The organism is Ruania alba, from assembly GCF_900105765.1.
GTDB lineage: Bacteria > Actinomycetota > Actinomycetes > Actinomycetales > Beutenbergiaceae > Ruania > Ruania alba.
In genome coordinates this window covers 950394-966046 of the sequence record NZ_FNTX01000001.1, presented here as the reverse complement: position 1 = coordinate 966046, position 15653 = coordinate 950394, and the positions used below count along the sequence as shown (strand labels likewise).

General features: G+C 68.9%; 13 protein-coding genes. 8 read left to right on the top strand and 5 right to left on the bottom strand.

All coding sequences use genetic code 11. The annotated features are described in order from the left end of the window. Positions 1-125: 125 nt before the first annotated feature. The 4 genes from BLU77_RS04510 to BLU77_RS04495 all read left to right on the top strand — a co-directional run bounded on the left by BLU77_RS04510 (position 126) and on the right by BLU77_RS04495 (position 3569). The gene (locus tag BLU77_RS04510; RefSeq protein ID WP_175476934.1) at positions 126-920 is read left to right on the top strand and encodes an amino acid ABC transporter ATP-binding protein; all 795 of its coding nucleotides are present in this window, start codon (positions 126-128) and stop codon (positions 918-920) included. A 64-nt stretch (positions 921-984) separates the two neighbouring features. Continuing rightward, positions 985-1887, top strand: a complete 903-nt coding sequence (locus tag BLU77_RS04505; RefSeq protein ID WP_089771884.1) for a glutamate ABC transporter substrate-binding protein — start codon at positions 985-987, stop codon at positions 1885-1887. Positions 1888-1992: 105 nt separating this feature from the next. Next, the gene (locus BLU77_RS04500; RefSeq protein ID WP_089772968.1) at positions 1993-2667 is read left to right on the top strand and encodes an amino acid ABC transporter permease; all 675 of its coding nucleotides are present in this window, start codon (positions 1993-1995) and stop codon (positions 2665-2667) included. Then, positions 2664-3569: an amino acid ABC transporter permease gene (locus BLU77_RS04495; RefSeq protein WP_089771883.1), complete on the top strand. Its 906-nt coding sequence runs from the start codon at positions 2664-2666 to the stop codon at positions 3567-3569. Before BLU77_RS04500 ends, BLU77_RS04495 begins: the two co-directional genes overlap by 4 nt. Before the next feature lie 35 nt (positions 3570-3604). Here BLU77_RS04495 and BLU77_RS04490 read toward each other — a convergent pair whose 3' ends face one another. Together BLU77_RS04490 and recA are read right to left on the bottom strand one after the other, a co-directional pair. Next, positions 3605-4201, bottom strand: a complete 597-nt coding sequence (locus BLU77_RS04490) for a regulatory protein RecX (protein ID WP_089771882.1) — start codon at positions 4199-4201, stop codon at positions 3605-3607. Positions 4202-4335: 134 nt separating this feature from the next. Beyond that, positions 4336-5388, bottom strand: a complete 1053-nt coding sequence (gene recA / locus BLU77_RS04485) for a recombinase RecA (protein WP_089771881.1) — start codon at positions 5386-5388, stop codon at positions 4336-4338. 337 nt (positions 5389-5725) lie between these two features. On the opposite strand from recA, the gene BLU77_RS04480 reads away from it, so the two are divergent. Then, a complete protein-coding gene (locus BLU77_RS04480; RefSeq protein ID WP_089771880.1) occupies positions 5726-6055 on the top strand; it encodes a PadR family transcriptional regulator in 330 nt (109 codons plus the stop codon). Beyond that, a complete protein-coding gene (locus BLU77_RS04475; RefSeq protein ID WP_089771879.1) occupies positions 6055-7260 on the top strand; it encodes a hypothetical protein in 1206 nt (401 codons plus the stop codon). The genes BLU77_RS04480 and BLU77_RS04475 overlap by 1 nt, the downstream gene beginning before the upstream one ends. A 78-nt stretch (positions 7261-7338) precedes the next feature. Here the strand turns inward: BLU77_RS04475 and BLU77_RS04470 are convergent, their stop codons facing one another. Continuing rightward, positions 7339-7926 (bottom strand): GNAT family N-acetyltransferase, encoded by a 588-nt coding sequence (locus tag BLU77_RS04470; protein WP_245708663.1) that lies wholly within the window; start codon positions 7924-7926, stop codon positions 7339-7341. Between the two features lie 623 nt (positions 7927-8549). On the opposite strand from BLU77_RS04470, the gene BLU77_RS23165 reads away from it, so the two are divergent. Then, positions 8550-9638 (top strand): HNH endonuclease signature motif containing protein, encoded by a 1089-nt coding sequence (locus tag BLU77_RS23165; protein ID WP_425441205.1) that lies wholly within the window; start codon positions 8550-8552, stop codon positions 9636-9638. Positions 9639-9769: 131 nt separating this feature from the next. Here the strand turns inward: BLU77_RS23165 and BLU77_RS04455 are convergent, their stop codons facing one another. Both BLU77_RS04455 and BLU77_RS04450 read right to left on the bottom strand, forming a co-directional pair. Next, on the bottom strand, positions 9770-9991 hold the full coding sequence (locus tag BLU77_RS04455) for a DUF3046 domain-containing protein (protein ID WP_089772967.1): 222 nt from the start codon (positions 9989-9991) through the stop codon (positions 9770-9772). A 16-nt stretch (positions 9992-10007) separates the two neighbouring features. After that, entirely contained in the window at positions 10008-10736 is a 729-nt protein-coding gene (locus BLU77_RS04450; RefSeq protein ID WP_217632359.1) for a potassium channel family protein, read from the bottom strand. Between the two features lie 90 nt (positions 10737-10826). Between BLU77_RS04450 and BLU77_RS04445 the strand changes: the two genes are divergently transcribed. After that, positions 10827-15653 carry a DEAD/DEAH box helicase gene (locus tag BLU77_RS04445; protein WP_089771874.1) on the top strand — a complete coding sequence of 1609 codons (4827 nt, stop codon included), beginning with the start codon at positions 10827-10829 and terminating at the stop codon, positions 15651-15653.

Genomic DNA, 15653 nt, shown 5'->3' with positions numbered 1-15653 from the left:
CGGCCCACGAATCTTTGGGGCACAGTGGGAGGTGTCCGCGCGGTCGCGGATCAAGTGGACGGATCGTTTCCGTTCTGTGACTCGCGTGCCTCGCTCGCGTCACATAATGAGGTTAGGTTGCGTCTATGACCGACAGTTCCGTGAACCCGATCACACCCGACGGCGAGATCCCTGCGCACTCCGGTGAGCCGCTCGTGGTGCTGGAGAACGTGAACAAGCACTTCGGCGCGCTGCACGTCCTGAAGGACATCGATGTCACCGTGCACCGGGGCGAGGTGATGGTCGTGATCGGGCCGTCAGGCTCCGGCAAGTCGACCCTGTGCCGGGCGATCAACCGCCTCGAACCAATTGACTCCGGCTCGATCACTCTCGACGGCGTGGCTCTTCCCGATGAGGGCAAGGCCCTGGCACGGCTGCGAGCCGACGTGGGCATGGTGTTCCAGTCTTTCAACCTGTTCGCGCACAAGACGATCCTCGAGAACGTCACGCTCGGGCCGATCAAGGTCAAACGGATGAAGCCGGCGACAGCGAAGAAGCGCGCCATGGAGTTGCTGGACCGGGTCGGGGTGGCCAACCAGGCCGAGAAGCTTCCCGCACAGCTCTCCGGTGGCCAGCAGCAGCGTGTCGCGATCGCACGTGCGCTGGCGATGGAGCCGAAGGTGCTCTTGTTCGACGAACCGACGTCCGCCCTGGACCCCGAGATGGTGAACGAGGTGCTGGACACGATGGTGGGGCTCGCGAAGGAGGGGATGACCATGGTGGTGGTCACCCACGAGATGGGCTTCGCCCGCAAGGCCGCCGATCGGGTGATCTTCATGGCGGACGGACAGATCGTCGAAGAGGCCGATCCGGAGACGTTCTTCACCAACCCGCAGAGCCATCGCGCTCAGGACTTCCTCGGCAAGATCCTGGCGCACTGACCACGCCGGACCTCGAGAAACCCTCAGGTTCGCCGACCACTCCCGCACAACCCTAAGGAGAATCATGAAGAGCACACGCGTAGCGCTGGCGGCGTTCGCCGCTGTGGGGGCGCTTACTCTTGCTGCCTGCGGAACGTCTGAACCCGGCGCACCGGAGGACACCGGAGACACCGGCGGCGAGGAGATGACCGACGACGGTGGAGAAGACGGCGGAGAGGACGGCGGCGACGGCGAGACCCTTCGCATCGGCATCAAGTTCGACCAGCCAGGGCTCGGCTACCAGGACGGTGGCGAGTACACCGGATTCGACGTCGACGTCGCGCACTACGTGACCGAGCAGCTCGGGTACTCCGCCGACCAGATCGAGTTCGTCGAGGCGCCGTCCGCCCAGCGCGAGACCATGCTGCAGAACGGCCAGGTGGACATGATCTTCGCCACCTACTCGATCACCGACGAGCGCGACGAGGCCGTGGACTTCGCCGGCCCGTACTTCGTGGCCGGTCAGGACCTGCTCATCCGGTCCGAGGACGAGGGCGCCATCACCGGTCCGGAGTCACTCGATGACCTCAACCTGTGCTCGGTCTCGGGGTCCACGTCCGCCCAGCGCGTGGTGGACGAGTACGCGGCGGGCGCAAACCTCATCGAGCAGCCCGGGTACTCGGAGTGCATCCAGTTCCTCACCGGCGGCCAGGTGGACGCCGTCACCACCGATGACATCATCCTGGCCGGTCTCGCCGCGGCCGAGGGCAGCGGCAGCCTCCAGGTCGCAGGCAGCCCCTTCTCCGAGGAGAACTACGGCGTCGGCCTTCCCAACGGCTCAGACCTGTGTGAGGACATCAACGCCGCTATCCAGGCGATGATCGACGACGGCTCCTGGGAGGCAGCGGTAACCGCGAACACCGAAGGCACCGGGTACACCCCGAATGCTGATCTGAACCCGCCGGAGATGCGCGGCTGCGCGTCCTGACCCGATGATGCTCGGGGGCGGGCCTTGCCGGCCCGCCCCCGGGCATCCGATCTGCCAAAGCGCCCCGTGCACGCGGGGCGCAAGAGAGGTGAAGGTGGTGTGCCGGTGAGCGACTTCCTCGAGGTGCTCTCCAACTACGACATCGCGGGCGCCTACTGGGTCAATCTCAAGCTGACGTTCTTCGCGGCCATCTTCGCGTTCGTGCTCGGCACCGTCCTGGCGATGATGCGTATCTCTCCGGTTCCGTCGTTGCAGCTGGCGGGTGCGGGATACGTCAACCTCGTGCGGAACACCCCGCTGACCATCGTGATGGCATCCGGGATCCTGGTGCTGTGGCCGCAGCTGGGGGTCCAGTTCGCGGACGACTTCACCACGAACTTCTTCTGGCTCGCCGTGCTCGCGCTGACGATTTACCACGCCTCGTTCGTGACCGAGTCGATCCGATCCGGCGTGAACACGGTGCCAGTCGGGCAGGCCGAGGCTGCTCGCGCGATCGGTCTATCGTTCCTGCCTGCAGCGCGCCTGGTGATCCTGCCGCAGGCATTCCGTGGGGCCATCGCACCGCTCGGCAACACCCTCATCGCACTGATCAAGAACAGCACCGTCGCCGCAGCAGCCTCCAACAATGAAGTCGCAGTGCTGATGGCCGAGATGATCGAGAACGACGCGAACTACGTCGTCCCCATCTTCCTCACGATCGCGGCCGGGTTCGTGATCATCGTGGTCCCCGTCGGCCTCCTGACCACCTACCTCTCCCGGCGTCTGGCGGTGTCACGATGAGCGCGCAATCAGTCCTGTTCGACGCCCCCGGTCCCAAGGCGCGGCGCAATATCGTCTACGGCAACATCGCAGGGACGATCCTTGTCCTCGGAATCCTGGCCTGGGCAATCGTCCAGATGGCGGAGAAGGGCCAGTTCGACGCAGCCAAATGGGCCGTGATGATCGAGCCCGACACGTGGCAGTTCTACTTCCTGCCCGGACTGCAGAACACGTTGACCGCGGCGGCGTATTCGATCGTACTCGCCATGGTCTTCGGCCTGCTGTTCGGTGTCGGACGGCTGGCCTCGAACCCACTGATCCGCGGCTTCTGCAGCCTCATCGTGGAGTTCTTCCGGGCCGTTCCCGTGCTCATCATGATGATCGCCGGCTGGTTCACCGCGGCGCTCGTGCTGAACATCACGCCCGAGGATGCGCCGCTCTTCGGCGTGGTGATCGGGCTGACTCTCTACAACGGCTCGATCATCGCCGAGCTGGTGCGTTCCGGTGTGCACGGACTGGCCAAGGGCCAGGGTGAGGCAGCCCTGGCGATCGGCATGACACGCGGTCAGTCACTGCGCTCCGTCGAGCTGCCCCAGGCGCTGATCGCGATGCTGCCGTCCCTGATCAGCCAGTTCGTGGTGATCCTCAAGGACACGGCACTGGGCTACATCATCACCTATCCCGAACTGCTCCGCTCGGCTCGACTCATCGGGTCCGACGCTCCATTCCCCATCCTGCAGGCCTTTGCCGTCGCGGCCGTGATGTTCATCGTGATCAACATCGTGTTGTCATGGCTCGCTGGGCGATTGGCCCGCCGGATCGGTGGGCGAACGGGCACCGCCGGCAAGCAGGCCCCCGGGGTCGGCATCACCACCGGCCTGGCCGGTACGGCGGACACTCGCGGGGAGGCCACAGGCGGTTAGGGCTAAGCCCGCACGCGTCCGGGTCTCGGCGGCTGTCAGGGCGCATCCAAGAAGTCCTCAGGCCCGAAGAGATCGGGATCGTCGGCGCCCGTGCCTCCGCTCGCCAGTACGTCATCGACCGCTCCGAGCGCCACCGACGGCCCGTACCCCTTCCGGGCAAGCATGCTCACCAACCGTCGCCGTCGCTTCTGATGGTCCAGGCCGGTAGTGCTACGTGCCTTGCGCCGGACCAGCTCACGCGCCCGCTCGTGCTCGTCCTCGGGCTGCACCGTCTCCAGGGCCGCGTCGGCAACATCGCCCTCGATCCCCTTGCGGCGCAGTTCCTGGGCGAGCGCTCGGCGCGCCAGGCCCCGTTCGTTGTGCTTGCTCCGCACCAGCATCTCTGCGTAGGCAGCATCGTCGACGAGCCCGACCTCGGAGAACCGGTCGAGCACCTTCTCGATGATCGGGCCAGGGACGTCTCGCTTCGCCATGGCCTCGGCGAGCTGCGCACGCGACTGTGGCGCTGCGTTCAGCTTGCGCAGTGCGATCGTGCGCGCTACCTCCTCCGGGGCAGGCTCGGCATCCACAGCAGCCGCACCCGTCTCGGGCGGCTCCTGCACCCGGGAGGACCGCCGTCGGGCGTTGTTCATCACTGATCCACCTCACTCACCTCGACCACTCTCGAGCGGTCGGCACGGCCTTCGAGAACACCCGCACCGCCGTCAGGAATCGACGGCGGTGCGGACAAGTCGCGACCTGCCGCCAGAGCGGCTCGACCAGAGTCCTAGAAGTCGATCGCTTCCGCGGCCTCTCCGACCTCCGGAACGGCCTCCAACTTCACACCGATGCCGAGCTTGGTCTTGATCTTCTCTTCGATCTCCACGGCCAGCTCAGGATTGTCCTTAAGGAAGCGGCGCGAGTTCTCCTTGCCCTGCCCGAGCTGATCGCCCTCGTAGGTGTACCAGGCGCCGGACTTACGGACGATGCCGTGCTCGACGCCGAGATCGATGAGGCTGCCCTCGCGGGAGATTCCCACGCCGTAGATGATGTCGAACTCGGCCTGCTTGAACGGCGGGGCCATCTTGTTCTTGACCACCTTCACCCGGGTTCGGTTACCGACCGAGTCGGTCCCCTCCTTGAGCGTCTCGATACGGCGGATGTCCATACGAACCGAGGCATAGAACTTCAGCGCCTTACCGCCGGTGGTGGTCTCCGGCGAACCGAAGAACACCCCGATCTTCTCGCGAAGCTGGTTGATGAAGATCGCCGTCGTGCCCGAGGAACTCAGTGCACCGCTGATCTTGCGCAGCGCCTGCGACATCAGCCGTGCCTGCAGGCCGACGTGGCTGTCGCCCATCTCACCCTCGATCTCCGCCTTCGGCACGAGCGCCGCCACGGAGTCGATCACGATGATGTCCAGCGCGCCGGAGCGGATCAGCATGTCCATGATCTCGAGCGCCTGCTCACCGGTGTCCGGCTGGGAGACCAGGAGCGCGTCGGTGTCCACGCCGAGCTTCTTCGCGTACTCGGGGTCGAGCGCGTGCTCGGCATCGATGAAGGCGGCGATCCCGCCGTTCTTCTGGGCGTTCGCCACCGCGTGCAGGGCAACCGTGGTCTTACCGGAGGACTCCGGACCATAGACCTCGATGACTCGTCCGCGGGGCAGGCCACCGACGCCGAGTGCGACATCCAGTGCGATGGATCCGGTGGGAATCACCGCGACCGGGGGGCGGGTGTCGTCCCCGAGGCGCATCACCGAGCCCTTGCCGAAGTTCCGATCGATCTGCGCGAGCGCGGCGTCGAGAGCCTTGCTGCGATCTGCTGCTGGAGCAGCCATGGTTCACCTTCTTCGTCTGATGGGCGGCGATCCGCCTCGTTCTCGGATGGGACTGGTCTTTTCAGGGACCCGCCCTCTCCGGGCGGCAACCTCGAACGCAGGCTATGTCCGACCACCGACATCCGGTTCGCCTCGCCCACTGGCTGTGGACGACGCGGCACCGTCCTTGCGTCTGTGCACAGACTAAACGAACGGTTGTTCGATTCGTGCACGGCACGCCCGACACGCCGGAACATCTATCCCTGTTCTCTGCGCACTACTGCGCTACGCGTTGTAGTGTGCGGAGGACAGAAGGGGAATCGGCGCGGGACCGCTCCCCACGAACGAAGGGGCTCGGATGGACACCACACAACTGTTGAGAGGAGTGCTCGACGTCGCGGTGCTCGCCGTCGTCTCCCGCGAGGACGGGTACGGCTACGACGTGCTGCGCCGCCTGCGCGCCAGCGGCCTCACCGACGTCGGAGACGCCTCCGTCTACGGGACGCTGCGCCGGCTGTACGCCTCTGGAGCGCTCACCAGCTACGTCGTCCCCTCTGAGGAGGGGCCGCACCGCAAGTACTACGGAATCACGGCTCAAGGACGAGCGTCGTTGGAGCTCCAGTCCAAGCAGTGGCGCGAGTTCGAACGCACGATGACCGATCTTCTCGACCTGGCGGAGGCATCCTGATGTCCACGACCACCGACACCACCGAGACCGGGGCGACGAACGCCGTCGGGGCCTACGCCCGTGCGGTGCGCGAGCACCTGAACGATCTGCAGCCCGAGACCCTCGACGAGCTCACCGGCGGCCTGGAGGCCGACCTGACCGACTCCCTCGCCGACCGGTTGTCGCCGGAGGAGCTGGCGCGGATGAGTCCGGCCGACATGGCACGACGGTTCGGCGACCCGGGTGCGTACGCCGCCGAGATGCGCGACGCGGCCGGCATCGCGCCACCGGAACCAGGCCGCTCAGGGCGTCGCACGCTCGCCCAGGCGATCGCCGACGGCGGCCGCTCGCTGCAGGGGAGGTGGTCCGCCTTCGTCGCACGTCACAAGATCCTGACGGCGATCGGACCCATGGTCCGTGATCTGCGGCCTGTGTGGTGGGTTCTGCGGGGGTGGCTGCTCTTCCAGGTAGCAAGCCTGCTGCTCGGCCAGGCATGGGAGGTCTTTCCTGACGGCAACCTGTTCTGGCTGCTGCTCATCGGCTTCGTGGTGCTGAGCGTGCAGTGGGGACGCGGCGCGATCGGGCGTGGACCCGGCCTGCGCTGGACAGGGTACGCGGCGAGCGTCTTCGCGCTCCTGGTCGCGTTGCCGGTACTGACCGGGATCCAGCGAGCCGCCAGCATCCACGACTCCGCACTACGGTCTGCCACCTACGAGATGGGCTATGACGACGGGACCGCTGCGGCCGAGCAGCTGGCCTCATCAGGCGTGGTCGTCGACGGCGAGCGTGTCGACAACCTGTTCGTGTACGGCACGGACGGCCAGCCCATCGAAGCAGCTCAGATCGTCGACCAGGATGGGAATCCGATCATTCTCCAGCCCGAAGGTGGCGACTGGGAGAGCTGGGCGGAAGACGGGGCCGGCACTCCGATCTCGGGGGTGCCGCTCGCGGCGCTGGACGACGGTTCTGCGCTGAACGTGTTTCCGTACCGAACGATCGCACCCGCCCGGCTGATCCCGGAACCGGATGGCTCGTGGAGCTGGGACGAGACTGACGTACGGCAACCCCAGTGGCCGTTGCCATCGCTCACTCCCCTGCCGGATGGTGACGCACCCTCCGCCGGCTCCGACGCGGCGCCGGAGACCACCGAGGATTCCACGGGCGAACCGGAGCGATCCGAGGCCACCGACGACCAGTCCGCACCGGAGGAGACAGGCACCGGCTGAGTCCGGTCCACAAAACCCCGGCGGCGGTGACGGGAGGGGTCACCGCCGCCGGTCTGTGCACACCACTACCGCCGCAACTCAGCGCAACCCGACAGCGTCGTGGCGCCAGAACACGTCCGGGTATACCAGGGCGCCGCTCATCCAGCCCTCATATCCGGGCAGGCGCGCCACCTGGAATGCCACGTCCGGGATTCGCACCGACGGCGCTGTGAATCCGAGTGCGCTGGCGCGCTCGAACCCGAGGCGTGGGTAGAACCCGGGATGCCCCTCGAGGAACACCAGCCCACGCCCCGCCTCCGCCCCAGCGGCGAGCGCGGCGCGCACCAGTTCCGAACCGATCCCACGCCCCTGCGCCGTCGGGAGTACAGCGAGCGGGCTGAGCACCCACACCTCGACGAGCCGGCTCGGGGCGTCCACCCACGCACCAGTGAGCCGGACCTGGCCGACCACGGCCCCGCCGGTCTCAGCTACGAGGCTGATCGCGTCGAGGCTGCCGGCTCCCGTGCAGGCCATCGCGAGCGCACGATCCAGCTCGGCGACTCGATCTCCCTCCCCCGCTTGCGCATGCTCGAACGCCTGCCGGACGACGTCGAGGACGGCGGCACGCTCATCGGCCCGCTCGGGGCGGACGGCGACGGCGGTGCGGCGATCGTCGACAGGAGTCACCTGCGAGACGATGCCATGCCCGCACCGGGTCGGACCAATGATTTCCCGGGATTGCAACGTTCTGCGGCAATGTCGGTGGTCGCCCATAGTGTGTTGGACATGAACGAGGAGCGCGAGGAGTTCGAGCCGGCAGGGGGTGACCGGTCGGCCCTTCGCGCGCGCCACTCTCAGGTGGAGGTCCGGTTCAACGACGTGCTGGACGAGTTCGCTCGGCTCCCGCTCGACGCACGCCTCGCCGGCTCGGTGGTCGACACCCACCTGCTGACGCAGCTGCAGCGCCTCCCGTTGTTCGAGCTGGACCCCACGACCCTCGTGGAAGTGGTCGCCGCGGCCGAACGAGTGATCTCTCACGTGCAAGGTCTCCAGCTGCAGGCGACGGCGGCACTCGCCGAGCAGCTGGAGATGACGCCGCCCGATCTCGCCGATCACACCCGCGGACCCGCCGATGTGGCCGGCGACGAGTTGTCCCTGCGTCTGCGACGTCCCCGCGGCCAGGCACAGACCATGGTGCGCCGTTCTCGTGCCCTGACCACTGTGCTGACCGGCACCGGTGATGCCCTCACCGCTGGTCTCATCGACCTACCGCGCGCCGCAGCGATCGTCGACGGGCTGGACGGCGTGGCGTGGCAGGTGGCCGAACTGGTGGAGGAGCAGGTGCTCCCCGCGCGCCGGAGCGCACGGCGCGCCAGGTGCGCGACGATGTCGCCGCCGCACTGGTGGATGTCGATCCAGCCGAGGCGGAGAGGCGTGCGAGCCGTAGAAGGCAGGACCGTCACGTCTCACGGCCCCGCGCGCATTCCGACGGCGTCGCCTCGCTCCGGATCGAGGGTCCGGCCGCCGATGTGCTCACGCTTGACCTGGCGCTGGATGCCGCGGCGCGCGGCGCGAAAGCACGTGGTGACAACCGAACTCTGGACCAGCTCCGCTTCGACTGCCTGGCCACCGTGGGTGGGCACGCTTTGGCGACGGGACGCCTCGGTCCGGCCGAGGTCGGGCTGCCCCTCGCGACAGAGAATGGTCGGCGGCCGGAGATCCAGGTGCAGGTGAGCCTGGCCGACCTGATCCCACCGGATCCTGGGGGCGACACCGAGGCCTCCGATGGTCCCGCCCGGTCTGCCGCGTCCGCACCGATCCTCGCCGGATACGGCCCGATCACCCCGACGGCGGCCCGTGCGTTGGCCGCCGGTGGTACCTGGCGGCGCGTGGTCACCGATCCTGTGACCGGGACCGTGCTGAACGTGGGCCGTACCCGGTACCGACCCACCACAGCGATCGCCGAGCATGTGCGCACCCGCGACCGAACCTGCGTCCGGCCGGGGTGCGAGCATCGAGCAAGTTCCTGTCAGCTCGATCACACCGACGAGTGGCGCGACCCGGAGCGATATCGCCGGGGTGGATCCACCAGCGTCACCAATCTGGCGCCGTTGTGCACCCGCGACCATCTGATCAAGACCCACGGTGACTTCGGCGTGACCCAGGTGGAGCCTGGTGTGTTCGAGTGGCGCACCCCGAGCGGCCATCGCTATCGGCGCGAGCGCGACGGATCGACCCGACTGCTCAGTCACTGCACTCCCATGCGACCGATCGTGATGGTCGGTCCGGCTGACCGTGGCCGATATGAGGATGCGGGAGGTGGTCGTGGCGACGCGATCGTGATGCACGAGGGATGGTCCTCGGCCAGCGGCGATCAGGAACTCGAGCCACCCTTCTGAGGGCCAGTTCCTGAGATGCTCCGGTCCGTCGAGGGCCCACAACCCGGGGCACGGACCCGCAACCCGGGGGTGTTGACCGGCAACTCGTCAGTGGGACCAGCAACTCGGCGCCAGCGCTGAACGCTCGTCGCTCAGCGCTTGTGCTGGGCCTGCCGGTGATGCCAGCGCACCGACTCGGGCAGCTCGTTGACCTCACAGATCGCGGCCCACACCCGCCCGGGGGACTCGCCGTCCGCGAGCGCCTGGTTCGCAGTCCGGCTCCCCAGCGGAGCCAGCACCAGATCCTCGGCAAGCGATGCGGCATACGCGCCAAAGATGTCCTGCATCGCGGCGCGGAACTCGGAGTGCTTCACGCCCACCAGCCTACGGTCACCCCGGCGGCGGTTCGGACCGTGTTGCCAGCTCGGCTCGCAGCGCACGCACCTCGTCGGCGAGCGCCTCCACCTGGGCACGGGTCGCCGTCTCGACCCGCTCGTTCTCGGTACTCACCCGCTCCACCAGCCAGGACGCCAGCGTCGCCGTCACCACACCGAGCAGCGCGATCCCCCCGACCATCAGCACAGCAGCGATCACCCGGCCGGCCGCCGTCACCGGAAAGATGTCGCCGTAGCCCACCGTGGTGACCGTGACAGCCGCCCACCACAGACCGTCCCCGAAGCTGCCGATCATGGACCCTGGCGCACCCCGCTCCGCATCGGTAATCGCCAGCCCGGCAACGAGGATCATCACGAGCGAACCGAACCCCGTGTACGTCGCCACTCGCCCACGCATGGTGTGCAGACCGACTCGGTTGAGCACCGTGATGAGGTTGAGCAGGACGAGCAGCCTCAAGGGCCGGAACATCGGGACGGCGAGTGCCACGAGATCGATGACGTTGCGGCGCACGAACCGGGAGCGGTCCTCCGCCAGGCCCAGACGCACGGCATAGTCGATCCAGAAGATCACCCAGGTGATCAGCACGACCACGTGGCACGTGCGGGTCACGTCCGCGGGGATCTGGGGCCAGATGATCGGGGTCGCATAGGCACCCAGAAACACCAGTGCTGCCGCGACCAGCCACCATTCGGTCCGTTCCTCCCACACCTCCAGCCGCGACATGACCCACATGATCGCAGAGGCCCTCGACGGCGCGTGGCCGTTCCGATCCGAGGTATCTCCCGGCCGACGATGTCAGTACCACGCGGCACAATGAGGAACGTGACCACACCGGCGGTACTCACCAGGTTCAGCGAACCGACCCGTGCCTGGTTCGCCAGTGCCTTCGCCGCCCCCACCGACGCCCAGGTGGGCGCGTGGGAGGCGATCTCCTCCGGAGAACACGCCCTCGTCGTGGCGCCGACCGGGTCGGGGAAGACGCTCGCCGCGTTCCTCTCCGCCCTGGACCGGCTGCTCACCGCCGAACAGCCGAGTGAGCGGGCGCGCCGGTGCCGGGTGCTGTATGTCTCTCCGTTGAAAGCACTGGCGGCGGATGTCGAACGCAACCTGCGCTCCCCGCTGGTCGGCGTCACCCAGGCCGCGACGGCCACCGGCACCCCGGTCAACGATGTCCAGGTCGGTGTGCGCACCGGCGACACCCCCGCTGCCGAGCGCCGCTCCTTCGCGACCAGGCCGCCGGACATCCTGATCACCACACCCGAGTCGCTCTTCCTCATACTCACCTCCTCCGCACGGGAGGGGCTGCGCGGCGTGGAAGCAGTGATCATCGACGAGGTGCACGCCCTCGCGGGGAACAAGCGTGGAGCGCACCTGGCGCTCTCGTTGGAACGCCTCGATGCACTCCTGGACCGCCCGGCACAGCGGATCGGACTCTCGGCGACGGTCCGGCCCGCCCAGACCGTCGCCGCCTACCTGTGCGGTACCCGCGCGCTCGAGGACGGCGGCCGGCAGGTGCGGGTGGTCCAGCCGCACGTGTCCAAGGAGCTGCGGATCGACGTGGTGGTCCCGGTCCCGGACCTCGCCGACCTGCCCGGGTCCGCCGGGGCGGCATCCACCACCGGACCCAACCTCAGCGGTGATGCCGCCGGGATGGTTCCCGAGGGGCGCCCCCGCACGGGTACGGGCAACGGCGGGTCGATCTGGCCGCACGTGACCGAACGCGTGGTCGACCTGATCACGAGCCACACCTCCACCATCGTGTTCACGAACTCACGGCGCGGCGCCGAACGACTCGCGGCACGCATCAACGAGTGCCATGCCGAACGGCTCGGCCTCGGCGGTGATCTTGATCCTGGGTCGGCCTGGGCCGCAGAAGTTCCCGCCCAGTCGGGCACGTCCCTCCCTGAGCCGCCCGACCTGCCCCCCGAGGCCATCATCGCCCGCCCGCACCACGGGTCGATGAGCCGGGACGAACGCACCGCGACCGAGACGGCCCTGAAGAACGGGACGCTGCCCGCGGTCGTCGCCACCAGCTCGCTGGAGCTCGGGATCGACATGGGCGCAGTGGACCTGGTGGTTCAGGTCGGCGCCCCGCCGTCGGTCGCCAGCGCGTTGCAACGGATCGGTCGCGCCGGGCATCAGGTCGGTGCGCTCTCCCATGGGGTGGTGCTCCCCACCCATCGCGGTGATCTCCTCGCCGCGGCAACCACCGCCGTCCGGGCGCGCGACGGAGCGATCGAAGAGGTGCAGCTGCCGGCCAACCCGCTGGACGTGCTCGCCCAGCAGATCGTCGCCATGTGTGCGCAGCAGACGTGGGAGGTTGATGCGCTGGCCACCGTCGTGCGCCGCGCTGCCCCGTTCGAGGGTCTCTCCGATCGAGTCCTGACGGCGGTGCTCGACATGCTCTCCGGACGGTACCCCAGCGAGGAGTTCGCCGAGCTGCGCCCTCGGCTGACCTGGGACCGGGTCGCCGGCACAGTGACCGGGCGCCCCGGTGCGCTCCGCCTCGCCGCCACCAGCGGGGGCACCATCCCTGATCGGGGCCTCTACGGGGTGTACGTGGTCGGCGAGCAGACGTCGGCACGTGGCGGGAAACGCGTCGGGGAACTCGATGAGGAGATGGTGTACGAGTCGCGGGTCGGCGACACCTTCACGCTGGGCTCGAGCACGTGGCGGATCGAGGACATCACCCCGGACCGGGTGCTCGTCTCCCCCGCCCCTGGGCTACCCGGGCGCCTGCCGTTCTGGAAGGGAGACCGCCCCGGCCGCCCAGCCGAGCTCGGCCGAGCGATCGGCGCCATGATGCGCGAGGTGTCCGAGAGCGGGATGAGCACCTCGTCGGTGGCCGAATGGGGCCTGGACGACTGGGCCGCCGAGAACCTGCTCGCCTACCTGCGCGACCAGGAGGAAGCCACCGGGCGCCTCAGCACCGATCGCACCCTCGTGGTGGAACGCTTCCGGGACGAGCTCGGCGACTGGCGGGTGGTCATCCACTCCCCCTACGGTGCCGAGGTGCACGCCCCGTGGGCGCTGATCCTCACCGCACGGCTGCGGGAGCGGTTCGGGATGGACGTCGCTGCCATGCACGCCGACGACGGCATCGTGCTGCGCCTGCCGGACACCGATGCGGGATGGGCGTTGGAGGCGGATACCTACGGTCCGGTCGGTGGCGCCGGCGCCGAGGACCTCCTCACGCGCGCCCGGGACGAAGGCGGTAGCGGCGACCTCACTCTCGACGACCTACTCCTCGACCCTGACCGTCTCGAGTCCGACGCCCTCGCTGCCTTGTCAGGTTCAGCACACTTCGCCGCTCGGTTCCGGGAGGCTGCTGCCCGCTCCTTGCTGCTGCCGCCGCGCCGCCCGGACCGCCGGCAGCCGTTGTGGCAGCAGCGCCAGCGCAGCGCGCAGCTGCTGGCGGTGGCTGCTGACTACGGTGACTTCCCCGTGGTGCTCGAAGCCGTGCGCGAGTGCCTGCAGGACGACTATGACGTAGCCGCGCTGGTGGAACTGATGCGCGCTGTGCGCGGTCGTGAGGTGCACGTGGTGGAGGTGAGCACGCCAACTCCCTCGCCGTTCGCCCAGTCGTTGCTGTTCGGTTACGTGGCGCAGTTCCTCTACGGAGAAGACACCCCGTTGGCGGAGCGCCGGGCTGCTGCCCTGACCCTGGACGCCGATCTGCTCGCCGACCTGCTCGGCGACGGCGCCGAGATCGCCGACCTGCTCGACCCGGACGCGCTGGATTCCGTCGAGGCCGAGGTGGGATGGCGCACCGACGCCGCCCGGGTCCGCGATCCGGAGGGGCTGCTCGACCTGATTCGGCGGCTGGGCCCGATCGGCGCAGAGTCGCTCGCCCTGCGTGCCACCGACGCCGGTGCCGTGCCGGATTGGCTGACCTCGCTGCACCAGACCCGTCGGGTGCTGCCTGTGCGGGTGGCCGGCGAGGCACGTTGGGCCGTGCTCGAGGACGCAGGCCGTCTCCGTGACGCTCTGGGTGTCGCCCTCCCGACCGGGCTGCCGGAGGCGCTCACCGACCCCGTACCCCGGGCGTTGGAGGACCTCGTGCGACGGTACGCCCGCACGCATGGGCCGTTCCGTGCCGGAGAACTGGCGGAGTGGTACGGCATCGGCATCGCTGCGGTACACCCGGTCCTGACCGAGCTGGTCCGTCGCGGCGCGCTCACCGCCGGAACGCTCCGCCCCCAGGAATCCCACTCGCCGGTCAGTCGCGCGATGGCCGGTCCGGACTACTGCGACGCCGACGTGCTGCGCCGGATCCGCCGCCGTTCCCTGGCGGCGCTGCGTGCCGAGGTGGAGGCCGTCCCGCCGGAACGGCTCGGGGTCGCCCTGCCTCGCTGGCACCAGGTGCGTTCGCTGCGAGGGGCCGACGGCGTGCTGACAGTGATCGACCAGCTCGCCGGTACGCCGGTCGCCGCATCCGCGTGGGAGTCCCTGGTCCTCCCCGCCCGGGTGAGCGACTACGCCCCGGAGATGCTCGACGAGCTCACCACCTCTGGTGAGGTGGTGTGGGTGGGTGCCGGCTCCGGCCCGGGTGCCGACGGTCTGGTGGCCCTGTTACCTGCGGACGCGGTCGCCGATCTCGCGCCGTCGATCAAGGAACCGGTGACCACCCCGGTGCATCGGAGGGTGCTGGAGGTGCTCTCCCGCGGGGGCGGGCTGTTCTTCCGTGACGTGGTCACCGCAGTGCGCGACGATTGGCACGAGCTCGCCACCCCGGACGTCGAAGGGGCCCACGCACCGGACGGGCCGCCGTCGGCCGAGGAGATCCTGACGGCCCTGTGGGACTGCGTGTGGGACGCCGGCGCGACGAACGACAGCCTCGCCCCGCTGCGTGCTCGGCTGGGCGCCAAGCCACGGCCTGGGACGCGCAGCACCAGACGTGCGCGGCCGCGTGGACGATCACTGCGCGCCACCCGGCCGGCACCACCGGTACCCGACACGGCGGTGGGCCGGTGGTCCGCCGTGCCGGCACGTGCTCAGACCTCCCGGCGCGCCACGATCGCCGCCCTGGCACTGCTCGACCGGGACGGGCTGGTCACCCGAGGGAGTGCGAGCCTGGCCGTTCCGGGCGGGTTCAGTACCGCCTACCGCGCGCTGGCGTCCCTGGAGGAAAGCGGCCAGGTGCGCCGCGGCTACTTCGTGGAGGGCCTCGGAGCCGCCCAGTTCGCACTGCCTGACGCCGTCGAGCGGCTGCGTTCCACAGCCGGCACGGCATCAGGGACCGCGACACCCGGCACCACGCTCCTGCTCGCCGCGACCGACCCGGCCAACCCCTACGGTGCTGCACTGTCCTGGCCCGACCCGGTCGGACTGGCCGAGGCGTCCTCCGCGCACCGGCCGGGGCGCAAGGTCGGGGCGAGTGTGGTCCTCGTCAACGGTGCACCCGTGCTGTACCTGGAACGGGGTGCGCGTTCGGTGCTGAGCTTCACCGAGGAGATCGATCTGCTCGACGCCGCCGCAGCGGAACTGGTGCGGATGGCCACCGCGGGCGCGCTCGGCAGGTTCACCGTGACGAAGGTCGACGGCGCTGCCGCGCTCGGTTCGAGCTCACCGGCAGCGCAGGCTCTGCTGGACGCGGGCTTCCTGGCCACCCCGAGCGGCCTGCGGATTCGGCGGCGTTGA